This is a genomic window from Ruminococcus intestinalis (assembly GCF_014288065.1).
Classification (GTDB): Bacteria; Bacillota; Clostridia; order Oscillospirales; family Acutalibacteraceae; genus Ruminococcoides; species Ruminococcoides intestinale_A.
The window spans coordinates 1-16,201 of the sequence record NZ_JACOPS010000004.1; the positions used below are offsets into that span (position 1 = coordinate 1).

Genomic DNA, 16,201 nt, shown 5'->3' on the forward strand with positions numbered 1-16,201 from the left:
GCTCAGTGGTGCCGAAAATACTTGGCTGGTGACGGCCTGGAAAGATAGGGAGATGCCAACACAGGCGAAACACCTAATCGGGTGTTTTGCACTATATTCCTCCATAGCTCAGTCGGTAGAGCGCATGACTGTTAATCATGATGTCACTGGTTCGAGCCCAGTTGGGGGAGCCATAACAGAGTAGTTTTTATAGCTACTCTGTTTTTTTGTTATCTAAAACTTTTCTAAATTACTATTATAGGGTTCTATGTCAATAGTTGGGCTAAATCCGAAAAAGAAGAATTGAAATGAACAAGCGATAGTATAAATCAAGCTATCGCTTGTTTTTACAGGTTCTATGTCAATAGTTGGGGTAAACCCGAAAAAGAAGAATTGAAATGAACAAGCGATAGTAAATCAAGCTATCGCTTGTTTTTACATTTGGTGAGAAAAGATATGTAAAATACGATTACGAAAACGCTTGCCACAGGAGCAACGATATCGACGCTTATAAAGATGTGCTTGCCAAAGGCAGGAATATCCTTTATAGGCTGTTCACGATAATCTTGAACCTTATCAGTTAAATTGCCACAGCAAGGAGATTTGTGAGGTTTTCGTTTTAACCGGCAGTTAATATGGATTGAATTATCAATTTCTTCAACTTTTTCTATATCAACATCTTGCAATACTAAGAGTTTTTCGGTAAAATATTTGTAGAGCATATTTGTTCCTCCGTTTCTGGTTTCAGATACGCTCTAAGTAAAAGGGAAAAATAAGCAGTAATATTTAATATAAATCAAAAATTAAGGAGAGTTGAATTTTGGAAAAGGGTAGAAATTTGCGTAGCGTTAATACTGACGGAGGGGTGAATTTGCAATTCAAACTTTTGTCGGCCATCGGAATTATCATTATAGTTTCCGGACATTGTTATCATGGCGGAATGGAACTTGCTTATAACTGGTTCCCGCCGTATTCGTATCATTTGGCACTGTTTGTATTTATATCGGGATATTTTTACAAAACCGATTATGAAGAAAATATCGGAAAATACATATGGAAACGAACAAAGCGGCTTCTTATTCCTGCGTATCTGTGGAATATATTTTACGGTGGTATGGTTGCATTTCTCGGTTTGTTTGGATTTACTATAGGTGCAAAGCCTGATTTATACAATCTTTTTGTTATGCCGTTTGTTGACGGTGAGGCTTTTCAATATAACCTCGGTTCATGGTTTGTGTATCCGCTGTTTTTGGTTTGCATAATAAATGTGCTGTTCAGAAAATTTTTGAAACTGATTCATCTTGACAATGAATTTATAGTTTTGATAGTGTATCTCGCAATCGGAATGATAGGAATTAACACTGCAATAGAAAATCCGACTGCAATTAACGGTATAGTGAAACTTTTTGTCAGAACAATGTTTTTCCTGCCGTGTTATGAATTCGGTCGTTTTTATAAAGCTGTGCTTGAAAAGAAAGACACTCTCAATAATGTTGCGTACTTTGCAATTATATTTGCTGTACAGCTGATACTTTTAACTTTTTGCGAAAATTTGGAGTACACGCCGTCATCGTTCACTAATTTCAACAACGGTTTTGTAATTCCGTATATCTCGTCAATCACAGCAATTGCATTTTGGTTGAGAGTTTCAAGATTGCTTGTACCTGCCATAGGAAACAGCAAGCTTGTAAGGCTTATAGCTGACAACACATACGGAATTATGGTAAATCAGCTTGTAGGTTTTATGTGCCTAAAATTTGTATTCTACGGATTAAGCTGCATTACTTCAGGCTCATTGTTTGGTGACTTTAATGTTGTATCATTTAAATCAAGTATATGGTACTACTATCTCCCAAACGGTTTGCAACAGTGGGCTTTTGTATATCTTATATTTGGTCTATTTGTACCGATATTAATTAGCATTATTTTAAATAAAATCTGTAATATTGTACACTCTTCTTCTTACTTAAAAAAGATATAGTTCCTCTGAAACAGGACTGTAACAACAGTAAACTTAATTAAAGGAGATGCAATGAAACAAAGGTTACATATCAAGAGGTCTATAGTTATGAATAAAAAAAGTTGTATTTCTGTTCTGCGTGGACGGACTGACAGGTTTCAGACAAGCTATTGAAGCGGCTTTTCCAAATGCACAAATTCAGCGTTGTATCATTCATCAAATACGCTCAAGCACAAGATTTCTCTTGTTAAGTGTTGACCTTTTGTGTGTTTGTGTAAAATTAAGTGCATCCATAGTGATGATTTTCTTTCAAATTTAGGTGTGGTAACTTAATTCTATTACGAAATCGTTTCTATGGATATTCTTTTTTATTCTTTCATCTTCATTTTACAATTTGCTAACCATAATTTATTATTGTTACCCCAACATTTAGAATAAAACCATAAAAAGAACAGGTACAATCGGAAATTGATTGTACCTGTCGGTTTTAAAGATTAAGTTTTAAAAGCTCTTTTGCAGTGATGTCAACAAGATGTTCGCATTTCTTTGCATTGTCGTTAATAATCGAATCAAAGCCGAAAGAACTATGATTTTCAGAGTCGGGATAAATGATTTTTTCGATATTATCAAGACCTGCCTAATATGATTTCTGTATGGAAAATTTATGCGACTTGGTAGATAAACCGTTTTTCATAATCCATACTTGGTTTTGACTGTCAATTGCAGGGAATGTTATAATACTTGCGGCACCGTATTTAGTCAGTGACGGAACACCGGCTGAAAAATGCTTGTCTTTAATTGCTTTGTAAAAACTTTCAATAGAATAGGAATTGTTGGCTTTTATGTTGTTGATCTTAACACATAAAGCCATTAGTAACCCCTTTCATTATGTATAAGATCAGTTTGTACCCCATACATTACCGTCTTTGTCAGTATATTTACCGGCAATAACCATAATAAGGTCAACAAGCCAGCCAATACCGCAAGCACCACCTGTAAGAAGCCAAATTACGCCTGTACCGATTTTACCTGTCAAAAATCTGTGTACACCTAAACCACCAAGAAAAAATGTGATTAAAATTGCACCTGCTTTACTCATAAACAATTACCTCATTTCTTTAATTTTTTGATTGCATATTTTTGTTTACAACTAATATAATACACATTAATGACAACAATTGCAATTATTTGGCATAAAAGTCAATTTACTGGCAAGAATGGCAGATTAAGGAGAAACGGTGGTATTTGTAAATGATGTTTAACACACAAAGTTTAGTTTAATAAATTCAAAATTTAGGTCAACCCTTTTTAAAGGGTTGCGGGTTTGGGCAGAGCCCATTAAATAATAAAAGCAAACTGATTTGTAATTAAAACAACAGTTGTAATTATATTGTAGAATAACCAAACGTTAGATTAATCAAGATTTTAATATAAAACAAAAGTAAAGACTAATGAGTGGCAGAAAGTAAGAAAGTTGCACTTGAGCAGTCTTAGAAAAAGATACTATAAAGGATGCAAAGGTTTTTGTGTGTGGCTAATTTGCCCTTGAAAAGAGGCAAATTAGTAGTTTTAGTAGCGTGCCTTTTCTTTTGTTGCTATCGCAATTTTTATGCTCTCGCCGTTATGTTCAAGCCGCCAAACGGCAAGCCATTTGGCTATCAAAATTTGCGACAGCATAAAGCATTTGTGGGCGTTGCCCACACCCACAACCTTTGAAAAGGTTGACCAAACTTTTATATTCGGGACGGAAAGTTTATCTTTTTCTTTACTTTGTTGCCCGACCGATAATTTTCTAAAACCTAATCCCACCAACTTTGACAAATAATAAAAAGCCGACAAACATAGTACAAAACTAAGTTTGTCGGCTGAATTTTTATATCATATTATGCTGTTTCGGACAATCACATTCTTGGTTCTTTAACTTCAAATGTAAATGTTTCCTGTGCGGTTTTGCCGTTTGCATCCTTGACCTCAACGAGTACGGTATGGTCGCCTATTTCTAACGGAGTATTGTTCTCATAATCGAGTTTATGCATATCAATAAAGAAATTATTGTCATCCGAATAATCCTGTACCAATAAACCGTTGTCAAGTGTAAACTTATACTGATAAGGAGCAGTTCCCATAAATGCATTTGCGGTAATTGTTACATTATTATCGCTCTCACCGATGTAGTCCTTATCTGTATGAATACCGCAAATAACAGGGCTTTCACTTTCATATGCGTCAACTACCGTATAATTATACAGGGTTTCCTCTGCGCAATCATCAATAGCGTTATAACTCCTTACCGAAACATCATAGCTGCCACTTTCACTAAATGTATAAGTAAATGTGTTTAACTCTGATTTTTGCTGAACAACCTCGCCGTTAATCAAAAATTCATAGCTGAACGGTGTAACGCCCGAATCCATTGTTGCGGTAAATGTTACAGGAGTGCCTGCCATTGCCTTTCCGGAATCATAATCGGCGCAAAAATTACTGATAATGTGTTCCGAAGCAGTACTATTTCTCTCAAATTCATATGTACCGGCAATATGTTCCTGAATAAGAGTAACATCACTGACATCGTTTACACCGTTAAAATTGACATCTCCTGCATAAAATTGTCTTGGTGACAGTTCCGCATTGCCGGCAAGTCCGTTTTGAAGAAGTGTAACATCATTGATATCAACTTTAAAATTCTCGTCAACATCGCCTGTAATTATAGGTCTTATCATCGCAGAAACCGAAAAAGCTTGAGCTGTTCCAAGCATACCTACGATAAGAGCAGTTGAACAAACAACTTTTGTGATTTTTTTCATAATTATTATTCCTTTCTAAACTATACATCTTCACTGATAAAGTAAATATTTGTCGGTAAAGTTCTAATATTTATTTTATCTTATATTTAATTATACTATAAAAACGATGAAAATGTAACTGCAATAATAACAGAAAACAATTTTGTATATTTGTGCATTTTTATCAATATATGTTAAAAATGCATTATAAATATATTTGTTGTGAATATTTATCACTGAATTTTTTGAGTTAATAGAATATGTTTAATTACGCAACTATTCTTTACATCTCTTGTATAATTTAGTTGGTTGTTTATGTAAATTTGCTGTGCTATACTTAGGGTATGAAAGGTGTGAAAAATATGATTGGTATGAATTTAAAGGCGCTGCGCAAAGCAAAGGGTTATTCACAGGAAGAAGTAGCGGAAAAAATTAATGTTTCCCGTCAGTCTGTGGCTAAATGGGAGAACGAAGAGAGTATTCCCGATGTTATAAAATGCAGCGAACTTGCTAATCTTTATGAAATATCGCTCGATGAGCTTGTACACGATAAAATATCCGTTGAAGAGGAATCGACAAATTCGGAGGACGGAAAATATGTTTTCGGCATTGTAAAAGTAGGCGAGCGTGGTCAGATAGTTATTCCTAAACACGCAAGAGATGTTTTTGACATTAAACCCGGAGATAAGTTGCTCGTTGTCGGGGATATAAAGCGTGGCTTGGGAATAGGCAAGGTAAGCCGTTCTATTGCAAGTGATTTTGTGTTTGAGGAATGAGGTTTTATTTATGTTAGCGATAAAAACTGAAAATCTTACAAAAAAATACAAAGATAAAGTTGCGGTAAATTCAATTAATCTTTCTATAAATAAAGGCGAAATTTACGGGTTGCTCGGCGTAAACGGTGCGGGCAAGTCTACAACAATAAAAATGCTTTCGTGTCTGATTAAGCCGACAAGCGGTGACGCTGTGCTTAACGGATACAGCATTGTAAATGACAGCAAAGATGTTAAGAGAATTATTAATGTATCACCGCAGGAAACCGCAGTTGCGCCAAATCTGACCGTAAGAGAAAATCTTGAGCTGATAGCTGAAATATACGGCTTTGAAAAAGAAACGGCGGTGCAGAAAGCGCAGAATATGATAGATGATTTTGAGCTTGCGGAAGTTGCAAAGTCAAAGGCAAAAACTTTATCGGGCGGCTGGCAAAGAAGATTGAGCATTGCAATGGCACTTATAAGCGACCCTGAAATTTTATTTCTTGACGAGCCGACTTTGGGACTTGATGTTTTGGCAAGAAGAGAATTGTGGAATAAAATCAGCGCTTTAAAAGGCAAGATTACGGTAATCCTTACAACTCACTATCTTGAAGAGGCGGAGTCGCTGTCAGACCGCATAGGTATTATGGTAAAGGGAAATCTTGTGGCTGAGGGTACGGCTGACGAACTTAAAAACAGCGTTAATGCCACATCTTTTGAAGACGCTTTTGTAAAAATTGCGGAAGAGGGTAAATGATTATGAAAACTTTAGCTTTTGCGTCAAGAAATGCAAAGGAATTGCAGAGAGATGTTTTAACATCAATTTTCGGTATTGCTTTTCCTATTGTATTGCTTGTTTTGTTGTCGGTAATTAACTCAAGTATTCCGAAAGAGGCACATATGACCTTGTTTGAAATTAAAAATCTTACTGGCGGAATAAGCGCATTCGGACTTGTGTTTTTGTCGCTTTTTTCTGCGCTTTTGGTTTCAAAAGACAGATGCACGGCTTTTATTATCAGACTTTACGCTTCGCCCCTTAAGCCGAGCGGCTACATACTCGGTTATACAGTACCGCTCATTCCTATGGCTTTATTGCAAACACTTGTTACCTGTTTGTTTGCGCTGATTTTCGGTTTATCTTTTTCGGCAAATATTTTGCTTGCGGCGGTTGTAAGTATTGTTCCTGCTTTTTTATATATTTCAATAGGGCTATTGTGCGGTACGGCGTTTAGTGATAAAATGGTAGGTATAATATGCGGTGCGGTACTCACGAACCTGTCGGCATGGCTTTCAAATATATGGTTTGACATCTCGCTTGTAGGCGGTGCATTTCAAAAAATCGCAGAATTTTTGCCGTTTATTCATTGCGTAAATGCTTTAAGGGCAGCGCTTGAGGGCAATTATTCGCAGATAATACCCGAATTACTTTGGGTATTCGGATATGCCGCAGTAATTTTTGCTTGTGCTGTATTGCTGTTTAACCGCAGAATGAAACAGGATAAGTAAGGAATTTGCGAATGAACAAGGACACTCTGAAAAGTAAAAAACGATATGACTTAATTGATTCAATCCGTGGCTTTGCCGTTATTAATATGGTTGCGTTTCACGCATTGTATGATATTTTTATAATATACGGCGACGGCTCTGCTTTTACAAACTCATTTTTTGCCGTATGGGAACGCTTTATTTGTGTATCGTTTATTATTATTTCGGGAGTGTCTTTTAATTTTTCAAATCATACGGTCAGAAACGGAATAATAGTGAGCTTATGCGGTTTTGTTGTTACAGCAGTTACTGCAATAGCTATACCGAGTCAGGTTGTTTGGTTCGGAATACTGAATTTATTGGGTATTTCAATGCTTATATGTTCGGCACTGAAAGACTTATTTAATGCAATTCCTACTGTAGTGGGTGCAATTTTGAGCTTTATGCTTTATGCCGTTACATACGGAGTTCCGACAGGCTACATAGGTTTTTGGGGAATACCGATTATTGAACTGCCGCCTTTTTTGTACGAATATAAATATCTGTCATTCTTGGGCTTTCGTTCGTATGATTTTGTTTCAAGCGACTATTTTTCGATAATTCCGTGGCTGTTTATGTTTGTGTTCGGAATATTTTTATGGCGTATAATAAAGAAAATAAAATGGGAGAAATATTTTTATTTTAAAATTCCCATATTAAATGTAATAGGAAGATACAGTCTTATAATATATCTTTTGCATCAGCCTGTAATAATGCTGATTATGACAATTATTTACGGGTATTAATAAGCAAATAATAGCTTTTGATAAATAATATTGTGCGGTTGAGGGGTCAACCGCCTTTTTTTATTGACTTTTTTACCAAAATGCGGTATTATGATAAATGTATAACTTTAGCTATGATTACAAGGAGGATGCCTGTGCTTGATATGACGGTAATTTACGATTTAGCCATTGTTGCGTTAAGAATATTAATGCCCGTATATGCTATTATAATTGTATATCAGTGCTATGCTGCAATGCGTCGTCGCAGAAGGCCCGAAAAGCCTCTTGTTACACTTTACAATACAGTTACAGGACTTAAACTTCCTGTTATTTTCTGGGAAAATTCAATCGGCAGAAGCAGGGCAAGCGACATTGTCGTTGATGACCCTGCCGTTTCAAGAAATCATTGCGTTCTTTTGAGAAGAGCCAGCGGCTGGTATATCTGCGATACGGGTTCAAAAGGCGGTACATATGTAAACGGCGAAGAAGCTGTGGGCAGAACCAGAGTGCTTATTGACGATGTTATCAGTGTGGGCAATTCGCAGTTTCAGTTTTTGCGTGGCGAAGATTATGACGAAAATCTCCGTTACAGTTGGTTTTTTAAGAAAGCCAACAACAAGCCTGCAATGAAGTCGTGGAAGCTTATGCTTTTAATCACGCTTTTCCATTTCTTTATGTGCGTAGAGGCGGTATTTTGGCAGGACGGTACCAACAAGTATTCACCGCTCGTACTTTTCGGATGCCTTGCAGTGGCAGAATGGACATTTTTCTTTGTTTCTTCAAAGGTACTTAAAAGGGTGAGTTTTGAACTTGAAAGCCTTGCGCTGTTTTTGACGGGCGTGGGTGTAATGCTGCTTGTGCGGCAGGTAGAGCGGTCGGCTTATGTACAGCTTATTGCCGCAGTTGTGGGAATGGCGCTGTTCTGCGTAATAATTAAGTTTATTGAGGACCCGGACAGAACTTCGTCAACAAAATTAAGATACGGACTTATGATTGCCGCAGTAGGACTGCTCGGCGTGAGTATAGTATTCGGCAAAATAACTTACGGTGCGGCTAACTGGATCAGCATTGGCGGTATTTCGCTTCAGCCGTCCGAAATAGTAAAAATCATATACATATTTATAGGTGCAAACACACTTGACAGATTACAGACAAAAAAGAATTTGTTTGAGTTTATTATATTCTCGGCTGTTTGTGTAGGATTGCTTGCATTAATGGGTGACTTCGGTACAGCGCTCATATTCTTTATGACCTTCCTTTTAATCTCATTTATGCGTTCGGGCGACTTTAAAACAGTAATTCTTGCCATTGTGGCGGCTGTATTCGGTGTGTCTATTGTGTTGCGCTTTAAATCTTATGTTCTCGACCGTTTTAAGGCTTGGGGACATGCGTGGGAATACGCAAATGACTTAGGTTATCAGCAAACTCATGTGCTTACATATATAGCAAGCGGCGGACTTTTCGGCGTCGGCATAGGCAACGGCTTTTTAAAGGGCGTCGGAGCTTCGGAGAGCGACCTCGTCTTTGGCTTGGTTTCCGAAGAAATGGGTGTAATTGTTGCAATTACTCTCGCCGTTGCGGTAGCTTGCCTTGTTATCTATGCAAGAGCAATCACAACAAGAAGCAGAAGTACATTCTATTCTATTTCTGCCTGCTGTGCTGCGGGTTTGCTTGTAATACAGCTTTCACTCAATGTTTTTGGCGCAACCGATATTCTTCCGCTTACCGGTGTAACATTCCCGTTCATCAGCTGTGGCGGTTCAAGTGTGCTTTCCTGTTGGGGACTTATTGCATTTATCAAGGCGGCAGACGAAAGAACATATGCGGTGAAAAAATAATCTTACAAAACCGAATGAGGTATTGCTTTGCAGTACCCTCTGAATAAATCAGAGAAAGGACGGTGTTTGAATGAAAAGAGTATTACGGAGAAGTACGCTTATATTTGCGGTTACGGTAGCCTTTATCGGCGGTATGGGCTTTTTTGCCTACAAGCTCGTTGCAAATTCGGGCGATTGGGTAGATCAGCACTATAACTACCACATCGCAGGAACCGACGGACTTGCAAAGGCAGGTACAATTTATGACCGCAACGGCAATATTCTTGCTCAAAGTGTTGACGGAAAAAGAGTTTATAATGAAAACCAAAGCGTCAGAACTTCGCTTTTGCACACAATAGGCGATAATTCTTCTAATATTTCTACTGCTTTACAGAGCAGATACCGTTCCCAGCTTATCGGATATAATCTTATTTGGGGACTGAATATGCCCGATTCTCTAAGAAAGGGCAATGACATTAATCTTACGGTAGATGCAGACACCTGTGCAGCGGCTTATGATGTATTGTCAGGCTACGGCAAAGACGGTGCTTGCGTTGTATATAACTACAAAACAGGTGAGGTCATCTGTTCCGTAAGTACAAAGGCTTACGATCCGGAAGCGCCTCCCGAAATTACCGAGGAAAACGAAAAAGACTACGAGGGTGTGTATCTTGACAATACTATTTCTTCAACATATGCGCCCGGTTCGATTTTTAAGATAATTACTTCTGCCTGCGCTATTGAAAATCTTCCCGACATCTACGACCGTACATGGTATTGTTCGGGTAAGGAAGATATCGGCGGAAGTGATGTAACCTGTGTTGAACCGCACGGTTACATAAACTTTAAAGAGGCAATGTCACATTCCTGCAATATTGTTTATGCGGAACTTGCGGTTGAACTCGGTGAAGAAAAAATGACTGCCACCGCAAATAAAGCCGGCATAAACAGCAGCTTTAAGGTGGATGACAACGAAACCGCAAAGGGAAATTACGATGTAAGCGATGCAAACACAAACCAGCTCGGCTGGTCGGGCGTCGGTCAGTACAATGACAAAGTAAACCCAATGCAAATGGCTGTTATTTGCGGAGCAATCGCAAACGGCGGCAAAACAAAAGAACCGTATATGATAAAGGACGGTTCAATTCTGGGTGTGCTCGGATTGGGCGGCTCGGACAGTACAAACGAACTTTTCAGCAGCAGCACGGCAGAAGCGCTTGACGATATGATGCGCTTTACAATGACCGATTACTACGGCGACGATCTGTTTGGCGGACTTACGATATGCGCAAAGACAGGTACTGCCGAGGTCGGCGAGGACAAAGGCCCTAACGGTTGGATGGTAGGTTATGCAAAGGACGAGGATTGCCCTCTTGCATTTGCCTGCGTTGTGGAAGACTCGGGTTTTGGCTTTACCTATGCGGGCCCTGTTGTTGAGGCAGCTATGATACAGGCGGCAAAGTCACTTGGTGCAGCCGCTGTTCAGTAAAATAGAATTTATACCGAAAGGACATTAATATATGAATATTCTCAAAGCCTTGTTTGGCAATTACAGTAAAAAAGAATTAAAGCGAATTCAGCCGATTTGCGATAAGGTGCTTGCACTTGAGGACAAGTATGCGGCTATGAGCGAAAGCGAACTCAAAAATCAGACAGCTGTTCTCAAAGAGCGTCTTGCAAACGGCGAAACTACAGATGACATCTTACCGGATGCCTTTGCTGTATGCCGAGAGGGTGCTTGGCGTGTACTTGGTATGAAACATTATCCGGTACAGATTATAGGTGGTATCGTACTTCATCAGGGCAGAATCGCCGAAATGAAAACAGGTGAAGGTAAAACTTTGGTTGCTACACTTCCTGCATACCTTAACGGTCTTACAGGCGAGGGTGTACATATCGTAACAGTCAACGATTATCTTGCACGCCGTGACTCCGAATGGATGGGCAAACTTTACAGATACCTCGGACTTACCACAGGTCTTATTGTTCATTCACTTGACAACGAGGGCAGAAAAAAGGCATACGAAGCTGATATTACATACGGTACAAACAACGAACTCGGATTTGACTACCTCCGTGATAATATGGTTGTTTACAAGGAGCAGAAAGTACAGCGTGGTCACGCTTATGCAATTGTCGACGAGGTTGACTCAATCCTTATTGATGAGGCAAGAACACCTCTTATTATTTCGGGTAAGGGCGACAAGTCAACAGATTTGTATGCAAAGGCAGATAAGTTTGCCAGAACTTTAAAGGTTCAGCGCTTTGAAGAGCTTGACTCCAAAGAAGATATGGAGGATTACTACGCAGAAAACGACATCGACTATGTTGTAGACGAAAAGCAGAAAACAGCTACACTTACACAGAACGGTGTTAAGAAAGCCGAAGAATTTTTCGGCATTGAAAACCTTACAGACCCGGAAAACCTTACAATTCAGCACCATGTAAACCAGGCTATCAAGGCTCACGGTATTATGAAACTCGATGTTGACTATGTTGTTAAAGACGGCGAAGTTATCATTGTTGATGAATTTACAGGTCGTTTTATGTACGGCAGACGCTTTAACGAGGGCTTGCACCAGGCAATTGAAGCAAAAGAGGGCGTAAAGATTCAGAACGAAAGCAAAACTCTTGCTACAATCACATTCCAAAACTACTTCCGTCTTTACAAAAAGCTTTCAGGTATGACAGGTACTGCTCAGACAGAGGCAGAGGAGTTCCAGGAAATTTACAAACTTGATGTTGTTGAAATTCCTACAAACAAGCCTGTTCAGCGTATAGATCTTCCGGACTCCGTATTCAAGACAGAAAAAGGCAAGTTTAAGAATGTAATCGACCAGGTTGTAGAGGCTCACGAAAAGGGTCAACCTGTACTTGTCGGTACAATTTCTATCGAAAAGTCGGAAGAACTTTCAAAAATGCTTAAAAAGCGTGGCATCAAGCACAATGTGCTCAACGCCAAACAGCACGAAAAAGAGGCTGAAATCGTAGCACAGGCAGGTAAGCTCGGTGCGGTTACAATCGCAACAAATATGGCAGGCCGTGGTACCGATATTATCCTTGGCGGTAACGCTGAATTTATGGCTAAAGCATCTATGCGTAAGCAGGGCTTTACAGATGAACTTATTGAAGAGTCAACAGGTCACGCAGAAACAGATAACGAGGAAATCCTCAATGCAAGAAAGACATTTGATGAGCTTAACTCAAAATATAAAGAAGAAATCAAAGAAGAAGCTGAAAAGGTAAGAGAAGCAGGCGGCCTTTACATTATCGGTACAGAGCGCCACGAATCAAGACGAATTGATAACCAGCTTAAGGGCCGTGCAGGTCGTCAGGGCGACCCGGGTGTAAGTAAGTTCTTCCTTTCTACAGAAGACGATCTTATGCGTTTATTCGGCGGCGACAGAATGAAGATGGTTATGGAGCGCCTTAATGTTGAAGATGATATGCCGATTGATGCTAAGTTGATTTCAAATATCATAGACAGCTCGCAGGAGAAAATCGAACTCCGTAACTTCGGTATTCGTAAAGATGTACTCCAGTACGACGATGTTCTTAACAAGCAGAGAGAAATTATCTACGGACAGCGTGATCAGGTTCTTAACGGTGAGGACTTACACGATACTATCTATAAGATGATTGAAGATACAATTGACACAAGCGTTAAGCAGTATCTCCCGGACGGCCCTCGTGAGCATTGGAATCTCCAGAGCCTTAAGGATTATTATAAGGATTGGCTTATTCAGGACGAGAGCCGTTACGACTTTGACCTCGAAGACCTTGAGGATATGGAAGCCGAAGACATTAAGAATATGCTTATCGAAGATGCAAAAGCTATCTATAAAGAAAACGAGGAGCTTTTGCCGACCGAAACTATCCGTGAAATGGAGCGTGTATATCTCCTCAAGAATGTTGATACACACTGGATGGATCACATTGATAATATGGATCAGCTTAAGTCAGGTATCAGACTCCGTTCATACGGTCAGCATGACCCTGTAGTAGAGTACCGTATTGAAGGCTTTGATATGTTCGACGAGATGATTGAAAGCATCAGAGAAGATACAGTTAAGATGATGCTCATTATGCCTAAAAAGGTATATGAGGTTAAAAAGCGTCAGGACGCTATCGAGGCTGCAAAGCGTATGGCATTAAAGCAGGCACAGGCTGCACATCAGGTAGTTTTAAATAACGGCGAAGATGAAGAGCCTAAAGAAAGCCCGATTGAAATTGCTTTAAAGCGTGAGCAGGTTGCTCAGCCTACAGAAACTTCGGGTGACGGTACAGACACAGCCAACAAAACTATCCGTAAAGGCAAAAAAGTCGGCAGAAACGATCCTTGCCCATGCGGCAGCGGCAAAAAGTACAAGAAGTGCTGCGGCAAAGACGAATAATTTTACTGAAAATTAAACAGATAAAAAATTCCGATCTGCAAGGGTCGGAATTTTTATTGTAAAATAAGTGAAGAAAATTAACAAGTATGCCAGATAACAATAAACAATTTTGTTTCATATTGACAAAATATTTTGTTAATGATAGAATATATTTCAATAAATGTTTTACTTAAAGAGGTTTATTATTAATAATGGTAAATTACAGTTTAGCATAATACTTAGCTAAGTAATTTAAAATATTCTCCTAACATAAAAATAGAACCTAAAAATTTTACATAAGAAAAGAGGAATGATTTTAATGAAAAATGCCAAAAGATTCACTGCAATAATATTGTCTGCGCTTATGGCGGCAAGTGTGTTTTCTGCTGTTACGGTTAGTGCAAAAACATTGGACGGAGAAGTAACCGCTGTTTCAGAGGATTTAAAAAACGATGATTATATGTATATAATACTTGATGACGGTACCGTAGAAATCAAGACTTATATGGGTGATGCATCGGAAGTAATTATTCCGAATACGATTGACGGAAAAAAAGTCACAAGTATCGGCGATGAAGCTTTTTATGAAAATAAAAACTTAGAAAAAATAACAATTCCCGACAGTGTAACAAATATCGGAAATGCTGCTTTCTCGGGTACTGCTTGGTATGAAAATCAGCCTGACGGTATGGTGTTTTTAGGTAAAGTGTTGTATGCTTATAAAGGTATAATGTATGGTAACACAAATATTGTAATCCCTGACGGTACAGTTTCCATAAGCAAAAATGCTTTTTGTGGCTATTTAGGTCTAACAAAAGTAACAATTCCAAGCAGCTTAAAAAAGATTGGGGAATATGCTTTTGGCAGCTGTTCTAGTTTAAGAAATATAACATTTTCAAATGGTTTAACAGATATTGGTGATAAGGCATTTTACGATTGCTACGGTTTAACCGATATAACACTTCCCGAAAGTGTGACAAGTATTGGCAACAATGCATTTGAGGGCTGTTCAAGATTAAAAAATATTGTAATTCCCGATAATGTGATAATTATTGGTGATGCCGCTTTTTGCAATTGCGAAAATTTATCCGAAATTACAATTCCAAATAACATAACAAACATAGGTAAAGAGGCTTTTTTAGGTACAGCATGGTACAATAATCAGTCAGATGGTATGGTATTTGCAGGCAAAGTATTGTACGGTTATAAAGGTGTTATGCCTGAAAATACAAGTATAGAAATTCCTTTTGGTACAATTTCAATTGGTAACAGTGCTTTCTATGATTGCAGTAATTTAACAAATGTCACAATTCCTAACAGTGTAAAATATATTGGCAAAAGAGCATTTCAAAATTGCACAAAAATAGATAATATTTTAATTCCCGACAGTGTTACAGCTATAGGCGATTCTGCTTTTAAGTATTGCACGAGTATAGATAATTTTGTAATTCCGAATAGTGTTACAACTATTGGAGAAAATATATTTGGTCATTGCTCAAGTCTAAAAAATATAATAATTTCTGACAGTATTACAGATATTTCTTACGGTACTTTTAGCGATTGTACAAACTTGGAGAATATTGCAATCCCTGATGGTGTTACAAATATTGGTGAGTATGCGTTTTACGGTTGTGAAAACTTAAAAAATATTAATATTCCAAACGGTGTAAAAAGTATTAAAGAATCAACTTTTAACGGTTGCAAAAGTTTAATCAATATAACGATTCCTGAAAAGGTAACCAATATCGGTGACTATGCTTTCACCGATTGTGAAAGTTTGGTAAGTTTAGTAATTCCGAATAGTGTTACAAGTATTTTGGAAAGTGCTTTTGACGGTTGTAAAAATCTCACAATTATGGGTTACAAAAATTCTGTTGCTGAAAATTATGCCAAGGAAAATGAAATTAATTTTATTGAACTTATTAAAAAAATTATCACAGGTGATGCAGACGAAAACGAAATTGTAGATGTAAATGATGTTACATATTTACAAAGACATATTGCAGGAAACAAAAACACAGATGAATTACCTTTGATTGATGAGAGTAATAAGGATGTTTTTGAGAGCGTTGATTTGAATAAAGACGGTAAGCTTGATGTTCAGGATGTTACTTTGCTTCAACAGCTTGTTGCCGGCAATAAAGAATAATTAACATTAAAAATTAAACAGATAAAAAATTCCGATCTGCAAGGGTCGGAATTTTTATTGTCGGTTGTTTTTGAAAGCTTAGGTAATTATGGTTTAGCAAAATATTTCGCCGAGTAATTATAAAAGCTTGGGTTAA

At 38.1% G+C, this 16,201-nt stretch carries 14 protein-coding genes, 1 tRNA gene and 1 pseudogene; 11 read left to right on the plus strand and 5 right to left on the minus strand.

Annotation, left to right across the window (positions count from 1 at the left end; translation table 11 throughout):
• Nucleotides 1-97: 97 nt before the first annotated feature.
• A tRNA-Asn gene (locus tag H8R91_RS08290) sits at nucleotides 98-173 on the plus strand.
• A 228-nt stretch (nucleotides 174-401) separates the two neighbouring features.
• On the opposite strand, the gene H8R91_RS08295 is transcribed toward H8R91_RS08290, so the two are convergent.
• The gene (locus H8R91_RS08295; protein WP_186935652.1) at nucleotides 402-701 is read right to left on the minus strand and encodes a transposase; all 300 of its coding nucleotides are present in this window, start codon (nucleotides 699-701) and stop codon (nucleotides 402-404) included.
• Between the two features lie 98 nt (nucleotides 702-799).
• Between H8R91_RS08295 and H8R91_RS08300 the strand changes: the two genes are divergently transcribed.
• Together H8R91_RS08300 and H8R91_RS12120 are read left to right on the plus strand one after the other, a co-directional pair.
• On the plus strand, nucleotides 800-1,960 hold the full coding sequence (locus H8R91_RS08300) for an acyltransferase family protein (protein WP_186935653.1): 1,161 nt from the start codon (nucleotides 800-802) through the stop codon (nucleotides 1,958-1,960).
• Between the two features lie 103 nt (nucleotides 1,961-2,063).
• Nucleotides 2,064-2,183: pseudogene (locus H8R91_RS12120) on the plus strand (transposase); the annotation flags it as partial.
• A 393-nt stretch (nucleotides 2,184-2,576) separates the two neighbouring features.
• Here the strand turns inward: H8R91_RS12120 and H8R91_RS08310 are convergent.
• From H8R91_RS08310 to H8R91_RS08325, 4 genes are all read right to left on the minus strand, one after another.
• On the minus strand, nucleotides 2,577-2,810 hold the full coding sequence (locus H8R91_RS08310) for a hypothetical protein (RefSeq protein WP_186935654.1): 234 nt from the start codon (nucleotides 2,808-2,810) through the stop codon (nucleotides 2,577-2,579).
• A 27-nt stretch (nucleotides 2,811-2,837) separates the two neighbouring features.
• On the minus strand, nucleotides 2,838-3,038 hold the full coding sequence (locus tag H8R91_RS08315; RefSeq protein WP_022234580.1) for a TM2 domain-containing protein: 201 nt from the start codon (nucleotides 3,036-3,038) through the stop codon (nucleotides 2,838-2,840).
• A gap of 470 nt (nucleotides 3,039-3,508) precedes the next feature.
• Nucleotides 3,509-3,760 carry a hypothetical protein gene (locus H8R91_RS08320; protein ID WP_186935655.1) on the minus strand — a complete coding sequence of 84 codons (252 nt, stop codon included), beginning with the start codon at nucleotides 3,758-3,760 and terminating at the stop codon, nucleotides 3,509-3,511.
• Between the two features lie 80 nt (nucleotides 3,761-3,840).
• Nucleotides 3,841-4,743 (minus strand): PKD domain-containing protein, encoded by a 903-nt coding sequence (locus H8R91_RS08325; protein WP_186935656.1) that lies wholly within the window; start codon nucleotides 4,741-4,743, stop codon nucleotides 3,841-3,843.
• 341 nt (nucleotides 4,744-5,084) lie between these two features.
• On the opposite strand from H8R91_RS08325, the gene H8R91_RS08330 reads away from it, so the two are divergent.
• From H8R91_RS08330 to H8R91_RS08365, 8 genes are all read left to right on the plus strand, one after another.
• Nucleotides 5,085-5,498, plus strand: a complete 414-nt coding sequence (locus H8R91_RS08330; protein WP_177444159.1) for a helix-turn-helix domain-containing protein — start codon at nucleotides 5,085-5,087, stop codon at nucleotides 5,496-5,498.
• 10 nt (nucleotides 5,499-5,508) lie between these two features.
• On the plus strand, nucleotides 5,509-6,234 hold the full coding sequence (locus H8R91_RS08335; RefSeq protein ID WP_186935657.1) for an ABC transporter ATP-binding protein: 726 nt from the start codon (nucleotides 5,509-5,511) through the stop codon (nucleotides 6,232-6,234).
• 2 nt (nucleotides 6,235-6,236) lie between these two features.
• The gene (locus H8R91_RS08340) at nucleotides 6,237-6,983 is read left to right on the plus strand and encodes an ABC transporter permease (protein WP_186935658.1); all 747 of its coding nucleotides are present in this window, start codon (nucleotides 6,237-6,239) and stop codon (nucleotides 6,981-6,983) included.
• 11 nt (nucleotides 6,984-6,994) lie between these two features.
• Entirely contained in the window at nucleotides 6,995-7,747 is a 753-nt protein-coding gene (locus H8R91_RS08345) for a heparan-alpha-glucosaminide N-acetyltransferase domain-containing protein (protein ID WP_186935659.1), read from the plus strand.
• Nucleotides 7,748-7,890: 143 nt separating this feature from the next.
• The gene (locus H8R91_RS08350; protein WP_186935947.1) at nucleotides 7,891-9,564 is read left to right on the plus strand and encodes an FtsW/RodA/SpoVE family cell cycle protein; all 1,674 of its coding nucleotides are present in this window, start codon (nucleotides 7,891-7,893) and stop codon (nucleotides 9,562-9,564) included.
• Between the two features lie 70 nt (nucleotides 9,565-9,634).
• The gene (locus H8R91_RS08355) at nucleotides 9,635-11,032 is read left to right on the plus strand and encodes a penicillin-binding transpeptidase domain-containing protein (protein WP_178587519.1); all 1,398 of its coding nucleotides are present in this window, start codon (nucleotides 9,635-9,637) and stop codon (nucleotides 11,030-11,032) included.
• A 31-nt stretch (nucleotides 11,033-11,063) separates the two neighbouring features.
• Nucleotides 11,064-13,937: a preprotein translocase subunit SecA gene (gene secA, locus H8R91_RS08360; RefSeq protein ID WP_022233831.1), complete on the plus strand. Its 2,874-nt coding sequence runs from the start codon at nucleotides 11,064-11,066 to the stop codon at nucleotides 13,935-13,937.
• A gap of 298 nt (nucleotides 13,938-14,235) precedes the next feature.
• On the plus strand, nucleotides 14,236-16,065 hold the full coding sequence (locus H8R91_RS08365; RefSeq protein WP_186935660.1) for a leucine-rich repeat protein: 1,830 nt from the start codon (nucleotides 14,236-14,238) through the stop codon (nucleotides 16,063-16,065).
• The last annotated feature ends 136 nt before the right edge of the window (nucleotides 16,066-16,201 follow it).